At 58.0% G+C, this 21,830-nt stretch carries 19 protein-coding genes and 1 pseudogene; 15 read left to right on the top strand and 5 right to left on the bottom strand.

Going from position 1 to position 21,830, the window contains the following annotated elements; genetic code table 11:
• Positions 1-2: 2 nt before the first annotated feature.
• Positions 3-383 carry a response regulator gene (locus IFT66_RS22275; protein WP_342344813.1) on the top strand — a complete coding sequence of 127 codons (381 nt, stop codon included), beginning with the start codon at positions 3-5 and terminating at the stop codon, positions 381-383.
• 659 nt (positions 384-1,042) lie between these two features.
• On the opposite strand, the gene IFT66_RS22270 is transcribed toward IFT66_RS22275, so the two are convergent.
• The 3 genes and pseudogenes from IFT66_RS22270 to IFT66_RS22265 all read right to left on the bottom strand — a co-directional run bounded on the left by IFT66_RS22270 (position 1,043) and on the right by IFT66_RS22265 (position 2,060).
• Positions 1,043-1,255, bottom strand: a complete 213-nt coding sequence (locus tag IFT66_RS22270) for a hypothetical protein (RefSeq protein WP_062576813.1) — start codon at positions 1,253-1,255, stop codon at positions 1,043-1,045.
• Between the two features lie 253 nt (positions 1,256-1,508).
• Positions 1,509-1,601: pseudogene (locus IFT66_RS23630) on the bottom strand (phospholipid methyltransferase); the annotation flags it as partial.
• A 27-nt stretch (positions 1,602-1,628) separates the two neighbouring features.
• Positions 1,629-2,060: a VOC family protein gene (locus IFT66_RS22265; RefSeq protein ID WP_342344812.1), complete on the bottom strand. Its 432-nt coding sequence runs from the start codon at positions 2,058-2,060 to the stop codon at positions 1,629-1,631.
• Between the two features lie 661 nt (positions 2,061-2,721).
• Between IFT66_RS22265 and IFT66_RS22260 the strand changes: the two genes are divergently transcribed.
• A complete protein-coding gene (locus IFT66_RS22260; protein WP_192078993.1) occupies positions 2,722-3,615 on the top strand; it encodes a helix-turn-helix domain-containing protein in 894 nt (297 codons plus the stop codon).
• Positions 3,616-3,686: 71 nt separating this feature from the next.
• On the opposite strand, the gene IFT66_RS22255 is transcribed toward IFT66_RS22260, so the two are convergent.
• Positions 3,687-5,822, bottom strand: a complete 2,136-nt coding sequence (locus IFT66_RS22255) for a TonB-dependent siderophore receptor (protein WP_192078992.1) — start codon at positions 5,820-5,822, stop codon at positions 3,687-3,689.
• A gap of 281 nt (positions 5,823-6,103) precedes the next feature.
• Here IFT66_RS22255 and IFT66_RS22250 point away from each other — a divergent pair, with 281 nt between their 5' ends.
• Genes IFT66_RS22250 through IFT66_RS22235 form a run of 4 tightly spaced genes read left to right on the top strand, consistent with a single transcriptional unit; the run spans position 6,104 to position 10,003 of the window.
• The gene (locus tag IFT66_RS22250; RefSeq protein WP_192078991.1) at positions 6,104-7,108 is read left to right on the top strand and encodes an iron-siderophore ABC transporter substrate-binding protein; all 1,005 of its coding nucleotides are present in this window, start codon (positions 6,104-6,106) and stop codon (positions 7,106-7,108) included.
• Between the two features lie 2 nt (positions 7,109-7,110).
• Entirely contained in the window at positions 7,111-8,154 is a 1,044-nt protein-coding gene (locus IFT66_RS22245; RefSeq protein WP_446737951.1) for a FecCD family ABC transporter permease, read from the top strand.
• Positions 8,155-8,156: 2 nt separating this feature from the next.
• Entirely contained in the window at positions 8,157-9,191 is a 1,035-nt protein-coding gene (locus IFT66_RS22240; RefSeq protein WP_192079037.1) for a FecCD family ABC transporter permease, read from the top strand.
• A gap of 8 nt (positions 9,192-9,199) precedes the next feature.
• On the top strand, positions 9,200-10,003 hold the full coding sequence (locus IFT66_RS22235; RefSeq protein ID WP_192078989.1) for an ABC transporter ATP-binding protein: 804 nt from the start codon (positions 9,200-9,202) through the stop codon (positions 10,001-10,003).
• A 151-nt stretch (positions 10,004-10,154) separates the two neighbouring features.
• On the opposite strand, the gene IFT66_RS22230 is transcribed toward IFT66_RS22235, so the two are convergent.
• Positions 10,155-11,366, bottom strand: a complete 1,212-nt coding sequence (locus IFT66_RS22230) for an MFS transporter (RefSeq protein ID WP_249406554.1) — start codon at positions 11,364-11,366, stop codon at positions 10,155-10,157.
• A 110-nt stretch (positions 11,367-11,476) separates the two neighbouring features.
• Between IFT66_RS22230 and IFT66_RS22225 the strand changes: the two genes are divergently transcribed.
• The 9 genes from IFT66_RS22225 to prpB all read left to right on the top strand — a co-directional run bounded on the left by IFT66_RS22225 (position 11,477) and on the right by prpB (position 21,811).
• Positions 11,477-12,085, top strand: coding sequence for a TetR/AcrR family transcriptional regulator (locus IFT66_RS22225; protein WP_192078988.1), 609 nt, complete (start codon positions 11,477-11,479; stop codon positions 12,083-12,085).
• 1,124 nt (positions 12,086-13,209) lie between these two features.
• Positions 13,210-14,394: a GGDEF domain-containing protein gene (locus IFT66_RS22220; protein WP_192078987.1), complete on the top strand. Its 1,185-nt coding sequence runs from the start codon at positions 13,210-13,212 to the stop codon at positions 14,392-14,394.
• Positions 14,395-14,785: 391 nt separating this feature from the next.
• Positions 14,786-15,373, top strand: coding sequence for a bestrophin-like domain (locus tag IFT66_RS22215; protein WP_446737950.1), 588 nt, complete (start codon positions 14,786-14,788; stop codon positions 15,371-15,373).
• 380 nt (positions 15,374-15,753) lie between these two features.
• A complete protein-coding gene (locus tag IFT66_RS22210; RefSeq protein WP_113469391.1) occupies positions 15,754-16,425 on the top strand; it encodes a response regulator in 672 nt (223 codons plus the stop codon).
• Complete coding sequence (locus IFT66_RS22205) at positions 16,422-17,846, top strand: sensor histidine kinase N-terminal domain-containing protein (protein WP_113469371.1); 1,425 nt, start codon at positions 16,422-16,424, stop codon at positions 17,844-17,846. The genes IFT66_RS22210 and IFT66_RS22205 overlap by 4 nt, the downstream gene beginning before the upstream one ends.
• 77 nt (positions 17,847-17,923) lie before the next feature.
• Positions 17,924-18,916 carry a tripartite tricarboxylate transporter substrate binding protein gene (locus IFT66_RS22200; protein WP_192078986.1) on the top strand — a complete coding sequence of 331 codons (993 nt, stop codon included), beginning with the start codon at positions 17,924-17,926 and terminating at the stop codon, positions 18,914-18,916.
• Positions 18,917-18,926: 10 nt separating this feature from the next.
• Complete coding sequence (locus tag IFT66_RS22195; RefSeq protein ID WP_192078985.1) at positions 18,927-19,367, top strand: tripartite tricarboxylate transporter TctB family protein; 441 nt, start codon at positions 18,927-18,929, stop codon at positions 19,365-19,367.
• Positions 19,259-20,896 carry a tripartite tricarboxylate transporter permease gene (locus tag IFT66_RS22190; RefSeq protein WP_342344811.1) on the top strand — a complete coding sequence of 546 codons (1,638 nt, stop codon included), beginning with the start codon at positions 19,259-19,261 and terminating at the stop codon, positions 20,894-20,896. Before IFT66_RS22195 ends, IFT66_RS22190 begins: the two co-directional genes overlap by 109 nt.
• A gap of 9 nt (positions 20,897-20,905) precedes the next feature.
• Complete coding sequence (prpB, locus tag IFT66_RS22185; protein ID WP_192078984.1) at positions 20,906-21,811, top strand: methylisocitrate lyase; 906 nt, start codon at positions 20,906-20,908, stop codon at positions 21,809-21,811.
• The last annotated feature ends 19 nt before the right edge of the window (positions 21,812-21,830 follow it).

The raw sequence follows: 21,830 nt of genomic DNA, 5'->3' as shown, positions 1-21,830 counted from the left end.
GGGTGGGACAGGCAAATGCACCGAAGAAGCAGGTGGTGCTCGTCGTAGAGGACGAACCGCTTTTACGGCTGATGGCGATCGACCTTGTTGAGGACGCTGGTTTCGAAGCAGTTGAGGCCCGCGATGCCGCCGAAGCCATCCACATCCTGGAGGGACGCAGCGATATCCGCATCGTGTTTACCGACATTGACATGCCAGGGACAATGGACGGATTGAAGCTCGCGGCGGCTGTAAGGGCTCGCTGCCCACCGATTAAGATCATCATCACATCCGGTCACTTCCGGCTCGAAGACGGCGGCATTCCTGCCCACACCGTCTTTTTTCCAAAGCCCTACGATCCGGCAGAGATAACATCGACCATGCATTGGTTGGCTTTAGACTAAGAGGGTTTGCGCCAATCGCATCAAATGGTGACAGACGATGATCGACCAGCATCTGTCAGCTAGGCGGGCGGCGCGACGTAAGATTTCTTTTCACGCTGATGCGGTCTGATCGCAGGTGTTGTGTAGTCATTCGAAAAACGCTTGAGTCTCAAACGGAGCGCGTCTTCGACATATCTCATCGTACGCAGTCGGCAGTGCTATTGGGGCATCAATGGATACTGCATGACTGGCGCCAATGGTACCTGAAATCGATTTGCAGGATACGCGGCACGCTTAGCAGTCGCTATCCGGTGATGCCCCTTGGGAAAGTCCAAGCATAGGCGTGCCGCGCTGATGTTGTCTTTCCTTTGCGGCGTCGATATCTCGGCCTCTCTGGCGCAAGTAGGACTTCAGTGTGAACGGATGACAGCGGACCCGATGGAGCTGAAGATTGTTCGGTGATGCCGGATGTAGAAACGCGTTGGTACTCCGCCCGGAAAAACAAAATGGGCGGATGAGCAGCTAATCCGGCGAGTTTTTCAACGATATCGGCGCTTCTGCGTCATGCCGCCTGTCGGCCCTACGCAGAAACCGCCGAGAAGAGCAGCGTACCTAAACCCGATCAAGGATGTCAGGAGGTTGACAGGAAATTTGTGAGGGCCGCCAAAGCTAAGAGTTGCTTATAACTTGGATCGGTCCCTGTCCCGCCTCCATTGGATGAGGTAGCCAAAACCTGGACCGATCAGCGCTCCGCCGATAATCCAATGGATCATTGTCAGCGGCTTTTCGTCAGGATCATGCCCTGTCACAAAAAGGAAAAGAAAAAACGCGGCGACACCAGCAAACATGAGAGTGATCGGAAATAATATGCTTTTACGGAAGCCTTGCGTCATAGATCTCTCCTATCATTCAGAGTCACGGATTGACTGGCCCTAGTCCTTCATAAGGTTGGCTGCCGCCACGAACGTGGAACACAGCCTCGCAAATATCCTAGTTATAACGACACTTATTTTCCTGACTTCTGCGACGTGGCAGAATAGGGAGTTTTGCGGCAGCCGCAATGACCGTAATTGGTGCATCGGAGACCTCATTTCTTAGCTCGTTTCGGCCCAAAGCGGACAAGTCAGGGTGTGCAAGCTGTCCGGTTCATGCGACTGTCGTCCTCATGATGCGATATACGCTTGCAGGCGGCAGGTTTGCATAGGTGGTGCTGATGCGAATAGCCTTGAGCCCCAGCCGCTAGAGTAAAGTATCAGCAATCCTTCACTAAGCAGGCGGCTGCATTAGTTCTATAGTGATACCATCCGGGCCGGAGATGTACGCGACCATTGTTCCGCATCGGGGGCCGGCTGGTATCGGCTGCGGCGAACCGTTCACTGCCCACCCCGCCGTCTCAACCCGCGCGATCGCCGTGCGGATATCCTTAACCGTGAGGGCGATATGAGCGGCGCCGATCGCACCCGCGCTACGAGGTGTCTGGCCCAGCGTACGGCCTGTCGAATACTCGAGAAGCTCGATAGGGTAGCCATTTGGAGCCGTCACCAGCGCCATTCGGCAACGGGGGTCGTCAACCCCAGTAGCCTCCCGTAGAAACTCCCCACCCATCTCTCCTTGGCGAGCAAGGTCGAAACCCATCGCCTCAGTCCAGAACTGGATCGCCTCCTCCAACGAGGCGACCGAGAATCCCGTGTGGTCCACAGCTATTACGCCGGCATCTTCGGCCATCTTTAATCCTCACATACCTACCAGTTACGTCTGCCCGATCTAGCGTCGGTTGGATAGCCTTACGAACTTTCTTTCGTCTCTCGACACCATTCCGAGCATCACTTCACGTCACTGCGATGACTGCTTTTGGCGCATAGGCGACGACGTTACATCGCCGCGAGCAATGTCTGCTTTCAGGTGCGCGCGGCGATGACTTCTACGACCGAATTGAAGGCGCAAAGCTGCCATGGGCGGCAGCCCCTGTTGAGCAAAAGGTCGAACCATTGGTCTTGATTGGATCTGAGCCAGCGACGCCTTCCACGACTTTCTCAAAATTCAATAAGTTAGGATTTGCAAGCGACGTTGTCCGGCACTGTTGTATCTGCAATCGCCGCTTAGATTTTTAAAGCTGAACATTGCCGGAAAACGACAGAATTCTGCAAAATATTCTACTATTTGAGCCAATATTATTTTCGTTCTGGAAGCCTTGAGAAATCCATCCAGCGGACGCCTCTTTACCCTGATATCAAACCGAGCCCGGCCGACTGATCCATCACCGTTGATGAATCTCTCTCTAGCATGATACATCTCTCAAGATTGTTAGACATGCATTGGTGTTAACGCGCAACGCGAGCCGCTAGGAGCTGTGTGCCCTTTGACTTTCTGGCATTCCATGATTTGGCGCACAGATGGCATTCGCGTGATCTCCCAGGTCAAATGGAGACGCTTCGATGGCATAGTCGGCGCTCTCTGGGAGGCGGAAAGCCAAGCAGGCGCCAGCGGCTATTACCTTGCAGCCGACCCGCGCATCATGGTCTTCTTCGATGACGTATCATCGCGGGTCCGCATCTCGAACCAGAGTGGCGACTTCGAGCTAAATCACCGGCCCTTGACCCGGGCAATCTACATTCCGGCGGGCGTGCCGATGTGGACGACGAGCACGTCACTTCATCGCTTCTCGCATCTCAACCTGCATATTCATAAAGACCGTCTGCTGCGCTTCCTGTCGCCATCGGTCGGGCAGGCTGCCGCATTGTCAGCGCTGAAACAGCCTGCGGAATTACAGGATGCGCCGGGTCTGCAGGTGCTTGCCGGTCTGCTCGCCGAAGAACTGGACAATCTCTCTCGTCATGAGGTCTATGCGGAAAGCTTGGTCGGCAGCATCGTCACCGGACTGCTCGAGATCTCCGAACAGGGTGCTGGCAAAGCCGACGGCCGTCTGACCCAGGCGCAGATGAACAAGCTTGCCGCCCGCATCGACGGGCTTGGTGACTGCCGGATGACCGTCGCTGAAATGGCGGCCACCGTCGGCCTGTCGGAAAGCTGGTTTGCCAACGTCTTCAAGCAGACGACAGGCAAGACCCCTCTCCAGTGGCAGCTCGCCCGGCGGATCGATCTTGCCAAGAAACTGCTGCTGGACAATGACTTGAGAGTTGCAGGTATTGCAGCGCAGCTCGGTTTCTCCGACCAGGCGCATTTCACTAAGGCATTCCGACAGGTCGCCGGCGATACCCCCGCCGCCTGGCGGCGGATGCTGCAGGTACGCTAGCCACGATGTGATCCCAAAGAAAAAGCCCACCCGCTTTAAGGCGCGTGGGCTTTATCGTTTCGAGTTCCGCGTTACCAGGTCTGGCGCAGCGTCGCCATGACGGTACGGCCTGGATTGTAATAGACGCCGCCGCTGTCCTGGCTTGCAATGTGCTTTTCATCGAACACGTTGCTCATGTTGAGCTGGAACGTCGTATTCTTCTGGATCTTGTAGGTGAAGGAGGCATCGAACACGAAGGCGCTTTCCGAAGATCCGCTATTGGCAAGATCGAGGAAGTAGGAGTCCATGTATCGGCCGCCGACGCCGAACGTCATGTCGCCGCGGGCGCCCTCGCCGTCCAGCGTGTAGGTCGTCCACACAGATGCCAGGTGCTTGGGTACACGCATCAGACGATTGCCGTCATTGACGCCACCGGGCTCGTCGATCTTAGAGTCGATATAGCTATAGGCTGCGATCACGTCGATGCTCTCGGTCACTTCTGCCTTAGCTTCAAGTTCGAAACCACGGTGGCGGACCTTTTCGACTGTCGACGGCAGATAGGTGACGCTGTCGTAGACGGTGATATTGCTCTTCGTCAGGTCATAGACGGACGCCGTGAACAGTGCGGGGAAGGCTTCCGGACGGTACTTGATGCCAACCTCATACTGGCGTCCAGTCGTGGGCTCGGTCCCGATGCCGGGAGGTGCAGCAGACTCGGCGTAGCTTGCGAATGCTGCGACTTCCTCGGTGATCTTGTAGCTTACGCCGAACCGCTTTGTGAACTTGCTCTGCGTATCGGAATCCGACGCGCTCGAGAAAAGGTCGTCCTGGCTCAGATCGAACCAATCGTTGCGCACGCCGATGCTGGTGGTGAGCTTGTCCCAGAAGGTCAGATCCTGCTGCAGGTACAGGCCCGTCGTCTTCTGGTCGTTTGCGGTACCGTAGGTTGGGTCGGTCGAAACCGGTCCGCCGGTATAAACCGGATCGGTCGTGCTGATCGGCGGTGCACTCGTATCGTACAGCCCGTAATTGTCCGACTTGAAGTTGTTGTAGTCGATGCCGACGAGCGTCCGGGTCTCGACATTGTCGAAATCCTTTTCGTACATCAGGTGCGCATCGACAACGAATTGCTCGGTCGAGGTATCGCTTCCAAAGAAGTAGCGATCCGCGAGGTTCGAGCCGTCGGTACGCGTATTCGACAGATAGGCGCTTCCGAACGCGGTATCGGAATTGCTGTAGCGCGCTTTCGAACCGAAGCTCAGGCCGTTGTCGAAGTCGTGGTCGAACATCAGGCTGTAGGAATTGCGGTTTGTGGTCAGGAAGTAATAGTCCGGCTCACCGAAGAACTTGTCGCGATCGAAGTCCGACCCGATCGGCTGACCGCCGCTGCCCGGAATGCCGTCCTTGTCGAGATGATCGAAAACGAAGGACAGGCTGGTAAGATCGGTCGGGCGCCATGTGAGGCCGCCCATGAGGAACTTCTCGTTGTCCTTGGAATAATCGTATTCCGCATCAGCATTCTGGAACTTGCCGGTGAGACGGTAGGACAGCGTATCGTCTTCGGTCAGATTGTCGCCGAAGTCGAAGCCACCTTCCTTGTGGCTGAATGAGCCGCCGGTGGCATAGGCCTCTCCGAAGCGTTCGGTCTTCGGCAGCTTCGTCACGTAATTGATTGCGCCGCCCGGTTCGGCCGCGCCGAATCCCGAAGAACTCGTGCCCTTCAGAACCTCGATGCGCTCATAGGCATAGGGTTCTTCCTTGACGCCGCCGAATGTGCGGCCGATCGCCAGCCCGTCGCGATAGGTGTAAGGCGTGAAACCACGAATATCGATATAGTCGTAACGATCGTCACCACCGTAATAGTCGGTCACCACACCAGCCGTATACTGCACCACCTTCTCGACGCTGTCGGCGCCACGCTCCTCGATCTCCTTCGACGTGATGACGGAGATGGATGCCGGCGCAACGAGAATATCGGTCGGCATTCTGCCGACTGCGGTGGTCTCCGTCGCGACGATCGATAGGGAATCGTTGCTCGTATCGAGCGTCGTGCCGCTTCCGCTGATCACGATCGGCGCCAAGGTCGTATTGGACATCGAGCTGCCGGCTTCCTGCGCGGCCAACATGGTCGGTGACAGCGAGACAAGCGCCGTACAAGCGAGGAGGACAGCTTTCGAGGAGCGAGTGGTAATCCGGTACGCGCAGCGGCCTGCTATATCCATATCCATATTGCGAATTCCAAGGTTGGCGTGATCTTCGGGGGAAAGGCCGCAAAGTCATTACCCGCCCAAGCAATGAACTGCTTTAGCCGCAGCAAGTGTCTTACCAGAAATGTCCCCTGAAACGCTGATAACTTGAGAATGATACTCCGGTATTGTATCTTTTTCTGAAATTGTAGAAAACCACGGAAATTGCAAGCCGACATTTGCGCAACTGTCGGCTTCTCGTTGACGCCGTCTCGTGAACCTGAGAATGAGTGTCCACTTTTAAGTGAGGAAAAGGTCACCCGATGAAGCTGTCTTTTATCCTTGCCGTGCGATTTGCGGCAGTATGTCTTTTCCCTGCGCTTCCGGGCGTGGCGGCCGCAGCCGACGGTCAGGCCTATCCCATCGTCCTCAAGAACGCGCTCGGAACCGCTGATATCACGAAGAAACCCGTGCGTGTCGCAACGGTCGCCTGGGCCAATCACGAAGTGCCGCTCGCGCTTGGTATCGTGCCTGTCGGCTTTGCCCGCGCAAATTTCGGCGATGATGACGGTGATGGCGTACTGCCTTGGGTGGCGGAGCGACTGAAGGAACTTGGAGCTGAAACGCCTGTGCTGTTCGACGAGGGAGACGGCATCGATTTCGAGGCGGTCTCCGCGACCCGGCCCGATGTGATACTCGCCGCCTATTCCGGCCTCAGCCAAGCGGATTACGACACGCTGAGCCTGATCGCGCCGGTCGTTGCCTTTCCCGACGCGCCGTGGTCGACCGACTGGCGGGCAATGATCCGGCTCAATAGCGCCGGCATGGGAATGTCGGCCGAGGGAGAGGCCCTTATCACAAGGATCGAGGGACAGATCGTCGATACAGTCGCAGGCCATCCGGAGATAACGGGCAAGTCGGCGATGTTCATCACCCATCTCGACCCGACCGACCTCAGCACGGTCAACTTCTACACAGCCCACGATACCCGCGTGAAGTTCTTTGCCGATCTCGGCCTGACCTCGCCGAAAAGCGTGGTGGAAGCATCGCGCTCAGGCAAGTTTTCCGGATCCGTCAGTGCCGAGCGGATCGATGCTTTCGACGACGTCGATATCGTCGTCACCTATGGGGGCGAGAAGCTTTTCGATGCTCTGAAAACCAATCCGCTGACCTCGCGCATGCCGGCGGTGGCGAAGGGCGGGCTCGTCATGCTCAGCCGCAATCCGCTCGGCACAGCCGCTAACCCGACGCCGCTTTCGATCTCCTGGCTGCTGAAGGACTACGTGGCGCTATTGTCCAAGGCCGTGGGCACGACCGCTCTAAACTGATGATGACGGCTCGCCCCCCCGACGCGAAACACCGCGTATCTGCCATCGCGCTAACGAACCGCAACCGCGCCCTGTGGCTTGCCGGTGTCGTGGCGCTGCTCGCCGCGCTCTGCGCGTTGTCGGTTACGGTCGGCACACGCGACGTGAGCTGGAGCGATATCACTGCTGCTCTCGCTGGCCGAACGGACAGCCTCGGCCAGGCTGCCGTCGCATTGCGTATCCCGCGAACGCTTCTTGGTCTCTTGGCCGGTTCGGCACTTGGTCTTGCCGGCGCCGTGATGCAGGGCGTCACCCGCAATCCGCTTGCCGATCCCGGTATCCTTGGGGTCAACATGGGTGCGTCGCTCGCCGTGGTGATCGGCATTGTCTGGTTTCAGATCGAGACAGCGGAAGCCTTCATCTGGTCGGCGATTTCAGGAGCGGCGCTCGCTGCCGTGTTCGTCTACACGATCGGCTCGCTCGGACGCGGCGGCGCGACGCCGTTGAAGCTGGCACTGGCGGGGGCCGCGACGTCAGTCGCCTTTGCGTCCCTCGTCATTGCCGTGGTTCTGCCCCGCGCCGATATAGCCGGCGGCATCCGCTCCTGGCAGATCGGCGGCATTGGCGGTGCGACATCAGAGAGGATCTGGCCGGTCCTGCCGTTTCTCGCCGTCGGTTTCGCGATCAGCCTTATCTCGGCCCGCAAATTGAACCTGCTGGCACTGGGTGACGAGATTGCTGTCGGCCTGGGCGAACGGGTTGCCTTTGCCCGAGCCTCCGCCTCGATCGGCGCTATTCTTCTCTGTGGCGCAACGACTGCCGTCTGCGGCCCGATCGGCTTCCTCGGACTTGTCGTTCCGCATGTCTGCCGGCTTCTGGTCGGGATAGACCACCGCTGGCTTCTACCGTTTTCGGCGGTCGGCGGCGCCTGTCTTCTGATCGCAGCCGACGTTGCAGGCCGCATTGCCGCGCGGCCGGCGGAGATCGATGTGGGTATCCTGACTGCATTGATCGGAGCGCCGTTCTTCATCTGGATCGTACGCCGCCAGCGCGTGCGGGAACTCTGATGATGGTTTCCACCTCGCTCCGGACACTGATTGACAATCGCCGACGCCGACAGCGCCGCTACCGAAGCGTGATCTTCATTCTGACCTTGCTTGTCCTGGCACTGTTTGCAGTCAGCCTCACGATCGGCCAGGCCTTCACGCCACCACTCGATGTGATCCGTGTCCTGCTTGGCGAACAGATCGCCGGCGCATCCTTTACTGTCGGGCAGCTGAGGCTGCCGCGTGCTGTGACGTCGGTTCTCGCCGGATTGAGCTTCGGTCTTGGCGGCGTCACCTTCCAGCTGATGTTGCGCAATCCCCTAGCCAGCCCCGACATCATCGGGATAACTTCGGGCGCAAGTGCTGCGGCGGTGTTTGCCATCATTGTCCTGTCGCTGAACGGTCCGATCGTTTCGATCATCGCGGTCGTCGCGGGACTTGGGGTCGCGATGCTTGTCTACGGCCTCTCCTTCCGCAACGGGGTGGCCGGAACGCGGCTGATCTTGGTCGGCATCGGCATTTCGGCCATGCTGGAAAGCGTCATCGCCTATATTCTCTCCAGCGCACCAGCCTGGAACCTGCAGGAGGCGATGCGCTGGCTGACCGGCAGCGTCAACGGCGCGCAACTCGCTCAAGCAGTTCCGCTTCTGGCTTCGCTCGCCGTCTTCGGCGGGCTCCTACTCTCCCGTATCCGAGATCTGGAAGCTCTTCGCCTGGGAGACGACACGGCATCCGCACTCGGTGTCGAGGTAGCCCGCACCCGCATGCTGATCATGGTTGCGGCCGTCGGCATGATCGCGTCGGCGACCGCGGTGTCCGGGCCGATCGCATTCGTCGCATTCCTGTCGGGGCCGATCGCTGCGCGCATTGTCGGCAATAGCGGATCACCACTTATCCCGGCGGCTCTAATCGGCGCTGTACTGGTGTTGGCGGGCGATTATGTCGGTCAGTTCATTCTGCCGAGCCGTTATCCGGTCGGCGTCGTCACCGGAGCGCTCGGCGCGCCCTACCTCATCTACTTGATTGTACGCGTCAACCGGATCGGAAGCTCGCTATGAAAGAGGCAATGCCAGACCATATGCTCGATGTCCTCGGGCTGTCGACGGGATACGGCACGAGTGACATCCTGCATGACCTCGACCTTTCGGTCGCGCCGGGCCGGATCACGGTTATCGTCGGCGCCAATGCCTGCGGCAAGTCCACGCTGCTGAGAGCCATGTCGCGGCTTTTGTCGCCGCGTGGCGGTCAGGTCCTGCTCGACGGCAAGTCGATCCACCGCATGTCGCCGCGACAGCTCGCCCGGACCATGGGCCTCCTCCCCCAGTCGCCGATCGCACCTGAGGGCATTGCGGTCGCCGATCTGGTCAGCCGCGGCCGACATCCGCACCAAAACCTGTTCTCCCGCTGGACGCGAAAGGATGATGAGGCCGTCGATGCGGCATTGACCGCCACGCGCACGACCGAACTTGCGGAAAGACCGGTAGACGAGCTTTCCGGCGGTCAACGCCAGCGCGTCTGGATTGCCATGGCACTGGCGCAGGAGACCGACATACTACTGCTCGACGAGCCCACGACATTCCTCGACATCAGCCACCAGATCGAAGTTCTCGACCTACTGACCGATCTAAACCGCGAGCGCGGCACGACGGTCGTCATGGTTCTTCACGATCTCAATCTCGCGGCGCGCTACGCCGACCATCTGGTCGCCATCGCCAACGGTCGGGTGCATGTCTCCGGCTCGCCCGAAGAGGTCCTGACACAACAGAACATGCGCGCCGTGTTCGGCCTCGAAAGCCAGATCATCACCGACCCGGTCTCCGGCCGTCCTATGATGCTGCCGATCGGCCGGTATCGCGTTTTAGGGTGTTGAACGACAAGATCATATAGCGCCTTGAACGGAATCGAACCGCTGACCCGTTGTTACTACGTGCCAATGGGAGACATGGCTCCGCATTTCAGTCGCGGTCGTGTTTCGGCCCCATCGCTGCAACGATAGGACCGATCCATGTCTTGGTGAAGCGTCAGTGTCCCCCCACCTTTGCGTTGGAAGTGCGTGCACCCGGAGTAAATCCGCGCGCCCGTCCGGACCAGGCGATCAAAAGGGCGATGATCAGCAAAACGGTCAGCTCCCATGGAAACGCCGTTGGGCCATAGGCGTCCAAAAGAATACCGCCCATGATTCCCCCGCCCGCGATGGCGCCATTCCAGGCGACGACGTTCATCGAAAGAGCAACGTCTGCACCATCACCCGCGGTGTCTGCCAGGGCGGTTTGCAAGAGCGTTGCGGCGCCGCCGAATGTCAGGCCCCAAATGGCAACGCCACCATATATCAACCAAGACGACATCGAAACGGTCCCGAAAAGCAGGGATACCAGTGCAAAGGCGGCCAGACTGGTCAGCACGGTCGCTCGCGGGAGACGGTCGACCAGCTTTCCCGCCATCCAGATACCGACGAGCGCGGCCAATCCAAATACAAGGAGAACAAGGTCGACCCGATCCTGGAGCCCGGCCGACTGAACGAAGGGTGCGATATAGGTGTAGAGAATGTTGTGCGCGAGCATCCATGCAACGACAACGGAAAGGACCGGTCGAACGCCGGGGGTTGAAAATACCCGAAGCAGGGGCAGTCGATCGCCCTTCTTCTGGCCTGGATAGTCCGGCACTTTCATTATGACCCAGCCGATCAGGATCAATGTCAATATCGACATGATCCAAAAGGCGGTTCGCCAGCCGACCTGCGCACCAAGCCATGTCCCCATCGGCACGCCAAGCGACAGCGCGATCGGCGTTCCTACCATAGCGATCGCCATCGCCTTCCCCTGTTGATGTGCAGGGACCATGCGTCGTGCATAGCCTGCCAAAAGGCTCCAAGCCAAACCAGCGGCAACGCCAGCAAAGAAACGTGCGACCAATGTGAGTGTGTAGTTGGACGAAATCGCAGTCACAGTGTTGAAGATCAGAAACCCAATGATGGTGGACAGCAGGACTGTCCTGCGCCGCCAACTGCTTGTGGCAATGGTCAAAGGAATCGCCGCGAGCAGCGAACCGAGGGCGTAGACAGTCACCATCTGGCCAGCAAGGGATGGAGAAACGGCTAAACCCTCAGTGATCTGCGGCAGAAGCCCCGCGGGTAGGGTCTCTGTAAGAATACAAATAAAGCCAGTCATCGCCAGTGCCAGCAACCCAGCAACAGGCAATCGTTGGGTGTCTTTTTCAAATTCGGTAGTTCTCATTGATTTCATGAACCTCGACATATGGATCGAACGATCCAGATATCGACATCAAGCACCCTTGGCAAGATATTCTGGATCGAATAGTACAGAATAAATCACGGAGGCACGATATGGCTCGAACTGGGCGGCCAAGGGCGTTTGACAGAGACAAGGCACTGCATGCCGCGATGATCCTATTCTGGGAGCAGGGCTATGAGCCGACCTCTCTCAATCAACTGAAAGCCGCGATGGGAGACATTTCTCCGGCAAGTTTTTATGCGGCCTTCGGGTCTAAGGAAGCCCTCTTCGACGAGGTCGTCCTGCGCTATCAGGCCTCCTACGGGCGCGTAACTGCAAGCCTAAAGAATGACGCTCTGCCACCACGCGAAGCTATCGAGACGGCTCTGAGGCTTTCCGCAAGGATGCAAACCGACAAGACACACCCGCCAGGATGCTTAATGATCCTGGGGGCCAACAACTGTGCGCCCGAAAATCGTCACGTAGATGATGTGCTCGCAGCCGACCGGATGCGAAATCGTGCGGGCATCGAAACCTGCATCAGGCGTGCAGTCGATGGAGGAGAGCTTGTCAGCACCACGAATGTACGTGGGTTGGCGACCCTGTTTCATACCTTTCTGATGGGTATCGCATTTGAAGCACGGGACGGTGCTGATGGCGGCGATATCAACGAAGCTGTGACAGCACTGATGCAGATATGGGATCGGCACATGGCGACGTGAGAGTGGCCTGGGCAAAGGGGCGGTACTGGATGACTGCTTTGGGGCGACTGCAAACCAATTGTGTTTAGCTTAGCTTTTGATGGGATCAGAACCTACGACCCGGTCATTAGAGATCAAATCACTAAGATTCCTTAGGCAGTTCATCAGCTCATTAGTGGAGGAACGCTGTGTCAGCCTGCCGAGGGATTACAAGTTGGCGGGTAGATGAGCCTACGCCCTCCGCAATGACGACCAGATCGTACTGTTCGATCTTTCCGCTTTCGAAGGTAACCGAGACGGCANTCGTACTGTTCGATCTTTCCGCTTGCGAAGGTAACCGAGACGGCATCTGCTACCTCATCGCTCTCGATCGGGTCAAAGGGCGCAAGGTCGGCTTTCAGCAACCACGCTTCGGCCGCTGTCAGCAGTTTCTTCTCGTCTCTCATTCCTTCCTGGAACAAGCGGAAAAGCAGCATCGCGAGCTCGTCGGGATGCGTGTCGTGTATCGGCACTGCCTGCGCAAATACTCTTTCGAGCAGAGCCAGGTCTTCAGGCCGGAGAAGAACATCAGATGGAATTCTACCGCGCATAACGTAAGCTATTGTGAGGTTGGTCGATTGGCAAGTGTTCGTGGAAGTATGATAGCGCTACCACTTCGTCGTCGGCTCGTTCTCGCCAGACTGACCAGGCTGCCACTGTTCACAGAAACACGACCCAGACTTTGTTGCGGCGCAACACGGTTGAATCTTGCCACACGGGCGCCGAGCCGCAGAGAACGCGCCGCCCAGCGAGATCATGCTTCGCTCGGCTACCTTGGTGCAGGCGGTTGGGAATGACGAGGCGACATTCTGGTTATATGCCGGGCAGCTTCAATGGCGCTCTCGGTTGGATGCAAACCGATGATGTTTTCTGTACTGAAAACGATATCACCTTCCACCTGGTGCGGGTCTAGCGGCGGCTAAAGATGCGACCGTCTCATTCGATTCGCTGGAAAGTTGTATGACAGCGAGAAACAACCCACTGCAGTAGTGCAGGCATTTAACGCCACGCTTAACGTTACGCCAACCATGTCGGCGGCATAGGAGGCTACGTAAAGAATCCTTCAAACACCTCTCTGTAAGCTTTGACTCGAGGCAGGCAAAGCAATGCAGATCGATTTACAAACTCTCTGGTACTTAACAATCGGAACGCTGCTGGTGTCAGCTTCGCTTCTCCTTTGGGAAAGGCAGGCTCATCCAGGTCGCGCACGCGTGCTCGGTGTTATGGCCGCGGCTCTCTTCGCGTTTGTTCTCGGCTGCGCACTTGCAATGAACCGCAGCCACATCTCGGTCGCGCTCGGCATGGGGGCGACGAACATCCTGATGATGTTGGGCTACCTTTTGGTCCTAAACGCCATCGCGGGCCTTGACGGTCACCGATATGTCTGGTCGTCTGCTGGAGCGCTAAGCTTCCTGGCCCTCGCCTGGGCGATCGCGGGCACGCACTTCCCGGCCGCCTTCTGGAACCATGTCTCGTCTCTCCCCATCGCGCTGACCTGCGGCCTGACAGCGTGGATACTTCTGCGCAGCCGCACGGTTCAGGGACTGCGCTCACGTCCGATCGCAGTAGCGATCTCGGCCGTCCATGCCGTGTTCTACCTCGGCCGCGCGTTCATTGCCCCTATCCTCCTCCAGCGGTACGGGGCAGATATTCTCTCCACCATCGGAAAGGCGACGATGTACGAGGCCGTCTTGTATTCTGTAGCGATGCCGATGTCCTTTTTGATGATCGTTCGAGAGGAGGAGAAGCAGCACCTGCTCCGCCTGTCGCAAACCGATCAGTTGACCGGGCTTGCGAACCGCCACGCCTTTTTTGAGCAGGCAGCTCGGATCATCAGGGAGCGGCAAGGCCACCCCGTCTCCCTGCTTGCCTTCGATCTCGACCACTTCAAGGCGATCAACGACCGTCACGGCCATCCAGTCGGAGATCAGATTCTCAAGCTGTTCGCAGAGACCGCCCGCGAAGAAGCGGGACCCGACGCGCTTCTTGTCCGGCTGGGTGGTGAGGAATTCGCCGCACTCCTGCCACGGTGCGACCATCATCAAGCTCTCAGTCGTGGCTCGGTGATCGCACGCCGGTTCGCCATCACAGCCGCGCGAGCAGAGGGCCTGAAGACCCAGGCGACCGTCAGTATTGGTCTTGCGGCACCGGACTGCCATGACCTCGCCGAAATGCTCGCGAGCGCCGATGGTGCTCTGTACCGAGCAAAAGCCCTTGGACGAAACCGGGTTGAGACCGCCTGCCTACACGAAATGCCCGCTGCGGCCTTGAGCCGTTCCCTTGCATCTTAAGTCAGTGATAGCGGTGGCCGGCGCGTTCTAATCCAATGTCGCGTTTTTCGAACGAGAGCGCCATCGCTTCAGAGCTGTCAGTCGATCTGCGCGCGTGGCTGGACTATTGCGGCTCTTCGCTGCCGAGGCATCATCCATAAGAAGCAGGATCTTAAGAATCAGGCAGCTTGGCTCGACAGCATTTGATACGGTAGGATAGAGCGATACCTGATCTATGCGCGCTGGAATATCGATGAACGAAATTTGGATTGCCGCTACGATATTCCTAAGCCTGTCGGCCGCATCTAACGGAGCGATGGTTCTGTCCCCGAAGATGCCCGCCCGGCACCGCGACGATGAGACAAACGCGGTCGTCCGGCTTGTTGCCAACATCTTCGTTGTAATGTCGTGACTGGTTTTCGGTCTTATGATCAACTCGGCCAAGAACACCTACGAAAGCATCGATACCAGCGTCCATGCTTTCTCGACCAATATCATCCTACTCGACCGCTCGTTACGGACGTACGGCCTTACAGGCAGGGAGGCCCGAGACAGGCTTCAGGACTACCTGGTGCATGCTGTTGAAAATCCCGCCAGAGCTGACATGACCAAGCCTGATGAAGCCGGGCGTGCGCTCGATGCGGTCGGAAACGCGCTCCTCTCAATCCAGCCGTCTGGAGACTTCCAGCAGAATTTGCTGATCGACATCCGGCAGCAGTATCACCGGCTGGTCGAACAGAGGTGGGGTATCGTGGAAAACGCTGAAGGTGCAATACCAATGCCGTTAATCGCCCTGCTGGCCGCCTGGCTCACGCTAATCTTCGGCAGCTTCGGTTATCGTGCCCCCCGCAATGCGATCGTGGTTCTGTCTTTTGCGGTTGCAGCCGGTCTGATTGCAACGGCTTTTTACTTGGTCCTGGATATGGACATTCCGTTTCATGGTACGATCCAGATTTCAGATGCCCCTCTGCGACGCGCTCTTGCGGAAGTGAAGTCCTGAGCGCGCTCCAGATTTCGGCACAACCGCTGTTGGTTTAAAGGGATGATGGTGGCGCCGGCTAAGAGGATGACTGCTCTCAGTTAGGCGAAACGGTGGCCTCAGTGACCGACATGAGGGCGTAAAGGTGCCGTAGCGATACGCTCATTCGCCTTGAAAGAATATTAACCAGCGACAGGTCGGCCAGATAGAGCAAGTGTCTGAAAAGATATACTTCGTGAGATAACGGTCGAATATGAGACTTGATACTGCCTGTTCTGCAATTTCAAGGACGGTTGCTAAACGTCCTCCGATGAGCCGAATGGCAGAGTGAAGCTCGCCAAATTTCTGGTCTTGTCATCTACGAAGACATGCGGACATATCTCCAGCACTGGAGGACGCTCGTGAAAATACTACTGATCGAGGACGATATCGAGCTGGCGGAATGGCTCATGAAAGCCTTGAGCCAGCGATACGACTTCATGACCGAATGGTCAGAAGACGGCCTTGTCGCCAATAAGCGCCTCCAGACGGAAGAATTCGATGCCATCATTCTTGACCTCGGATTACCACAGATGGACGGGCGGTCGCTGCTCTCAGCAATGCGATCAAGGGGTGACACTACGCCTGCCCTGATCTTGACTGCACGGGATTCTCTGGCCGAGCGCATCGAAAGCCTGCATCAGGGGGCTGACGATTTTCTGGCCAAGCCTTTCGCTATTGAGGAGCTCGAAGCGCGACTTGTTGCACTGGTTCGACGTGCTCACGGCAAGAACGCCGGCACTTTTGCATCCGGTCCCTTGAGTTATCATTCGGCCGAGCAACGCTTCTCTCTCGATGGAGAGCCTCTTGAGCTTACACCGAGAGAGCATTCGATGCTTCGCATCCTTCTGCAACATGCCGGCGAGCCGATGTCGAAGCAGAAGATCATCGACCGGATGTTCTCATATGATGCGGACATCCAACTTGATGCAATCGAGGTGATCGCACACCGATTGCGCAAGAAGCTTGGGGAAGCCGTACACATACGAACACTACGTGGACTAGGCTATGTGCTGGAAGTGGATGCAACGTGATCAATCGGAAGGCTGGGGCGCTGCCCGGCCGCCGGCTGGCGGTCACACTGGGTTTATGGACCCTGCCGGCGTTGATCGTTGGGATGATTTCAACGCTCTGGTTCAGCGCCACCACCATTAACGAACTGGCAGACAGCGCCTATGATCGCTCACTCGCCGGCGCGATCCGCGCGATCGACTCCAATGTTTCAACACAAAGCGGTGGTGTCGGTGTTGAACAGCCTTACCAGCTATTCAAATTCTTCGAGTTGACAGCACAAGGCGCGGTATACTTCAACGTCACGACCGACGACGGGTTCGTGCAAATAGGTGACGTTCTGTTGCCGCCTCCTCCTGACCTGACCAGCGGCGAGATCCGCTTTTCGGACGATACCTATCTCGGCCAGGCGATCCGCGTCGGTTCCCTGAAGCGACCGCTCTCGCCGACCGCTCCCGAAGGTACGCACATCATTATTCAGGTTGCCGAGACAAAGGGCTCGAGAGTGGCGTTCCAAAACGAGCTGATCGGTCGTGCGGTGTTGCGAGATTTTCTGGTTATCCTGGCGCTGGTATTGCTCCTTGCCGCAGGAGCCTATGCGGCGGTCAAGCCGCTCAATCGGCTGCGTGAGGCAATCGACAAACGTGAACCTGACGACCTGACGCCTGTGGAAGTCGCTTCGCTGCCGCTTGAAGTGCGGCCGCTGGTCGAGGCGGTCAATCGGTTGATGCAACGAAACGTCGAGCAAGCTGATCAGCAACGACGTTTCCTGGACGATGCTTCGCACCAGCTGAGAACGCCGATGGCGATAATGAGGACACAGCTGGATGTCGCATTGCATCAGCAGAACCTCGACGATATCAGGCAGACCTTGCTGTCATCCCGGAACGTCCTGGATCGATCTGTCCGCACCACCAACCAGTTGCTTGCACTTGCGCGCGCCCGGACCTCTCAAGGTTACGACGCCTATCCACAAGAGCAGATCGCGCTTGAGGAAACGATCGCCGAGACGGTGCGTATGTTGTGGTCACGTATTCGCAGCCGGCGGATGGACTGCGTGTTCGAGCCGCCGGATGCCACGGTGGTCGTGCGGGCAAACGAGGGGCTGCTGCAAGAAGCCCTCGTCAACGTAATCGACAACGCCATTGCCTATGCGCCACCCGGCTCGCTCATATCGATCCGCTTGCAAATCGAGAATGATCGGGCCCTTACCGAGATCATGGATGAAGGCCCGGGCATGGCTGATGACGAAATCGCGCATGCGGGTTCGCGCTTCCGGCGTGGCTCGACCAAGCGATCGGTCGATGGCAGCGGCCTTGGACTAGCAATTGCCCTCACCGTCGCACGTGCTTCCGGTGGCAGCATGGAGGTCCGCAATCGTCCGGACAGAAGCGGCCTTGTGGTCAGCATCAGCCTACCTGTCGTCTCACCCATCCCCGGTTGAAAGCTGTTTGAAAGCTTCGATCCGATATAGCGCTTCCACGCAGATGGAGGTCTGCGAAATCTTGGAGGAGATTGTTGATGACCAAGCGTATTCAAGCCACCATTGCAGCTGCTTTTGCGTCCGTAGCCGTTCTGGCGTTTCCGACGGTCGGCAAAACCGAGCCCGCAAAACCCGAATGCATCGCACCTGCACAGCCAGGCGGCGGTTTTGATATCACCTGCAAACTGGCCCAGGCCTCACTGCAGAACTCAGGCGCCCTGAAGGCACCACTGCGCGTCTCATACATGCCGGGTGGCATTGGCGCCGTCGCTTACAATTCAATCGTCGGCCAGCGGCGTGCGGAAGCAGGAACGATCATCGCGTTTTCTGCCGGATCGCTTCTCAATATCGCCCAGGGCAAGTTCGGCGCCTACACCGAAAAGGATGTCCGCTGGGTCGCCAACATCGGTACCGACTACGGTGCCGTGGTGGTTCAGCAGGACAGCGTCCATAAGTCACTCACCGAATTGATGGCGGCGATCAAGGCCGACCCAGCATCGGTAATCATCGGTGCAGGCGGAACGATCGGCAGCCAGGATTGGATGAAAGCCGCGCTTACGGCCCGCGCAGCCGGTATCGACTACAAGACGATGCGTTTCGTCGCATTCGAGGGCGGTGGTGATTGCGCGACGGCACTGCAAGGTGGGCACGTCCATGTCTGCATGAACGATGTCGGCGACAGCCAGGCGGCAATCGACGGCGGGGCACCTTTGAAGCTGCTTGCGATTTTCTCCGAACAGCGCCTCCCTGGCAAGCTGGCTGAGGTACCAACCGCAGCCGAGCAGGGATTTGACATAAAGTGGCCGATTGCACGCGGCTTCTATGTCGGACCCGACGTCAGCGATGCCGACTACAGGTGGTGGGCGGATGCCTTTGCCACGACGATGAAGTCGCCCGATTACGCCAAGCTTCTACAGGAGCGCAACCTGTTTACGCTGCCGATGACTGCCGAGGAGACGACAGCTTTCGTCCACAGCCAAGTCGCCGCGTACAAGAAGCTTGCCACCGATTTCGGCCTCGCAACCAAGTAGGGCTGCATACATGACCCAGGACCGCTTCCTCGGACTAGCCGCGATCGCGTTAGCGGCCGTGATGGTCATTTTCGGCTATGGCCTGCAGGCGCCGTTTGCATACGAGCCCGTTGGACCCCGCGCATTCCCGTTGATGGCAGCTGCCGCCATCGCAGTCTGCGGCATCATCCTGGTTTTGAAACCGGGTGAAGCGAACACTGAGGAAGGATCGGGCATCAGTCGCCCGATCCTCATCCTCTCCGGCTGCCTGCTGGCCTATGCTTTGCTGTTTCAACCACTCGGCTTCGTACTATCAACGACAGTGTTGATGGTTCCGATCGCCATGGTGTTTGGAGCGTCGTGGTGGCAAGGGCTTATCACCGGTGCGGCGCTGGCAATATCCTCCTATCTGCTTTTCGACAAACTGCTCGACGTCATTCTGCCCGTAGGCCCGTTCGGAGGATTTATCTGATGGAAACGCTCTCCTATCTGGCGCACGGTTTCGGAATCGCGCTTGCCCCGACGAATTTGCTTCTAGCCGCCATCGGCGCGATCGTCGGCACCATGGTCGGCGTTTTGCCGGGGCTTGGGCCAATTAATGCCGTTGCGATGCTGGTGCCGGTCGTCTTCGCACTCGGCCTGACGCCCGAATCTTCGCTGATTCTGATGGCAGCAATCTACATCGGATCCGAATACGGTGGGCGCATCAGCGCGATCCTGCTTAATGTCCCAGGCGAAGCGTCTGCTGTCATGACTGCGATTGAGGGGTATCCCCTAGCCCGGCAGGGAAAAGCTGGCATAGCGCTTTCGCTGTCTGCCTGGACCTCATTCGTTGGCTCGGCGATTGCCACACTCGGCATCGTGATTGCCGCGCCTCTTCTGGCGAGATGGGCGTTGGCCTTCGGGCCTATCGAATATGTCGCACTGATGGTGTTCGCCTTTGCATGCTTGACTGGGCTGCTTACGGATCAACCCGTAAAGGCACTGCTCGCAATCATGCTTGGCCTCGGGATATCGACCATAGGCATCGACGCCAACTCAGGCGTTTATCGCTACACTTTCGATTCACCGAACCTGGTCGACGGCGTCCAATTCGCGACGGTCGTGATTGGGCTTTTCGCCATCAGCGAATTGTTGATCATGCTAGAAAGCATGAAGGGTGGAGCAGCGCCACGCATCGAGCAGCTCGGCCGGCCACTGTTCAACCGTGCCGAAATGAAATTCACAAATGCAGCGACAATGCGCGGTTCGCTGATCGGTTTCTTTGTCGGCATTCTTCCAGGTGCAGGCGGCACCGTCGCCTCGGCGCTAGCCTATACGACGGAAAAACGCGTCGTTGAGCGTACCGACCCGGAGGGCAGCCGTTTCGGCCAAGGCGACATGCGCGGGCTCGCCTCCGTGGAAGCTGCAAACAACAGCGCTTCAAACAGCAACTTCATCCCGATGCTAACGCTCGGTATCCCAAGTTCTGGAACCACAGCAATCATGCTGGGCGTTTTGACCCTTTACAATATCACTCCCGGGCCTGCACTATTCCGCTCTCAGCCAGATCTCGTCTGGGGTTTGATTGCTTCACTGTTCATCGGCAACGTTTTTCTGCTGGCCATCAACATCCCGCTGGTTGGGCTGTTTGCCAGAATGCTCTCCGTCCCAGCCTGGGTTCTCGTACCATTTATCGTCGTGGTCAGCACGATCGGGGTATATTCAGGAAAGTCTACGACGTTCGACCTCGTGCTGATGGTGGCTCTTGGCGTCGGCGCATACTTCCTGAGACGCTTCGGAGTGCCGATGGCGCCGCTAATCCTGGGCCTAGTGCTTGGCAAGATCCTCGAGCAGAGCCTTCGGCGCGCGCTTTCGCTATCGGCGGGGGACGTCGCAATCCTCTGGTCCAGCCCTATCGCGATCGTCCTGTGGGTGATGGCTGCATTAGTATTGCTGGTTCCGCTTCTCATGCCTCGGTTTAGACGTTGGCGCGAGGAAGCAATCACTGAGCCGGATTGAGGTCGTCCAATGCCATATCTCGTCGGAAATGACCTCGAAACCAGTTCTGCCGGAGTGCGTCTAAGACAGTTGTTGAATAAACCTGCCATCGTCAGGATGCCAGGCGCTCATAATGGTTTCGCTGCCCTGCAGGCAAAGCAAGCAGGATTTCAGGCACTATACCTTTCAGGCGCGGCCATGAGTGCTTCGATGGGCATGCCGGATCTCGGCATTCTGACGCTCGAAGACGTCCTATTCTTCACCCGACAGATCGTACGTGCCAGCGACTTGCCGCTGCTGGTCGATGCAGACACCGGGTTTGGTGAAGCGCTGAACGTTATGCACACCGTTCGAAGCCTTGAGGACGCCGGAGCTGCCGCCATCCAGATAGAAGACCAGCTGCTGCCAAAAAAATGCGGCCACCTGAACGACAAGAAGCTAGCGCCTGCTCAAGACATGGCCGCGAAGGTTGCCGCGGCAGCCCGTGCTCGGCGGTCGTTGCTGATCCTTGCCCGAACCGACGCGGTTGCGGAGGAAGGTCTTGCACGGGCCATCGATCGGGCAAGGCTCTACGTCAAGGCAGGGGCCGATGCGATTTTTCCCGAGGCACTGACCTCGCCAGCGATGTTTGCAGAGTTTTCTGAGGCAATGAAAGGAGTTCCGCTGTTAGCCAATATGACCGAGTTCGGCCGCTCGCCACCCATGACGGCTGAGGAGCTGGAAACGCTTGGTTATCGGATAGTCATCTGGCCGGTTTCTTCGCTGCGGGTGGCAAACCATGCCCAGCAGAAGCTTTACAAGGATCTGGCGCTCGCCGGCACGACGGAAAACATGCTCTCGAGAATGCAGACCCGAGCCGAGCTCTACGAGACGATTGGCCTCGACGCATACGAGGCGCTTGACACGTCTATTGCGAAAAGCCAGCTGCCGGGCTGAACCGGATGCAACAGACTTA

The organism is Rhizobium sp. CFBP 13726, from assembly GCF_014841925.1.
Classification (GTDB): domain Bacteria; phylum Pseudomonadota; class Alphaproteobacteria; order Rhizobiales; family Rhizobiaceae; genus Neorhizobium; species Neorhizobium soli.
Note: the sequence above shows the minus strand (reverse complement) of the source record. Positions and strands in the feature narration are given on the sequence as shown.

Bases quoted from the DNA above. Each gene is read 5' to 3' on its own strand.
- IFT66_RS22270 (WP_062576813.1), bottom strand. From the start codon at position 1,255: ATGACGCAAGGCTTCCGTAAAAGCATATTATTTCCGATCACTCTCATG.
- IFT66_RS22255 (WP_192078992.1), bottom strand. From the start codon at position 5,822: ATGGATATGGATATAGCAGGCCGCTGCGCGTACCGGATTACCACTCGC.
- IFT66_RS22250 (WP_192078991.1), top strand. From the start codon at position 6,104: ATGAAGCTGTCTTTTATCCTTGCCGTGCGATTTGCGGCAGTATGTCTT.
- IFT66_RS22245 (WP_446737951.1), top strand. From the start codon at position 7,111: ATGACGGCTCGCCCCCCCGACGCGAAACACCGCGTATCTGCCATCGCG.
- IFT66_RS22240 (WP_192079037.1), top strand. From the start codon at position 8,157: ATGGTTTCCACCTCGCTCCGGACACTGATTGACAATCGCCGACGCCGA.
- IFT66_RS22235 (WP_192078989.1), top strand. From the start codon at position 9,200: ATGCCAGACCATATGCTCGATGTCCTCGGGCTGTCGACGGGATACGGC.
- IFT66_RS22230 (WP_249406554.1), bottom strand. From the start codon at position 11,366: ATGAGAACTACCGAATTTGAAAAAGACACCCAACGATTGCCTGTTGCT.
- IFT66_RS22225 (WP_192078988.1), top strand. From the start codon at position 11,477: ATGGCTCGAACTGGGCGGCCAAGGGCGTTTGACAGAGACAAGGCACTG.
- IFT66_RS22220 (WP_192078987.1), top strand. From the start codon at position 13,210: ATGCAGATCGATTTACAAACTCTCTGGTACTTAACAATCGGAACGCTG.
- IFT66_RS22200 (WP_192078986.1), top strand. From the start codon at position 17,924: ATGACCAAGCGTATTCAAGCCACCATTGCAGCTGCTTTTGCGTCCGTA.
- IFT66_RS22195 (WP_192078985.1), top strand. From the start codon at position 18,927: ATGACCCAGGACCGCTTCCTCGGACTAGCCGCGATCGCGTTAGCGGCC.
- prpB (WP_192078984.1), top strand. From the start codon at position 20,906: ATGCCATATCTCGTCGGAAATGACCTCGAAACCAGTTCTGCCGGAGTG.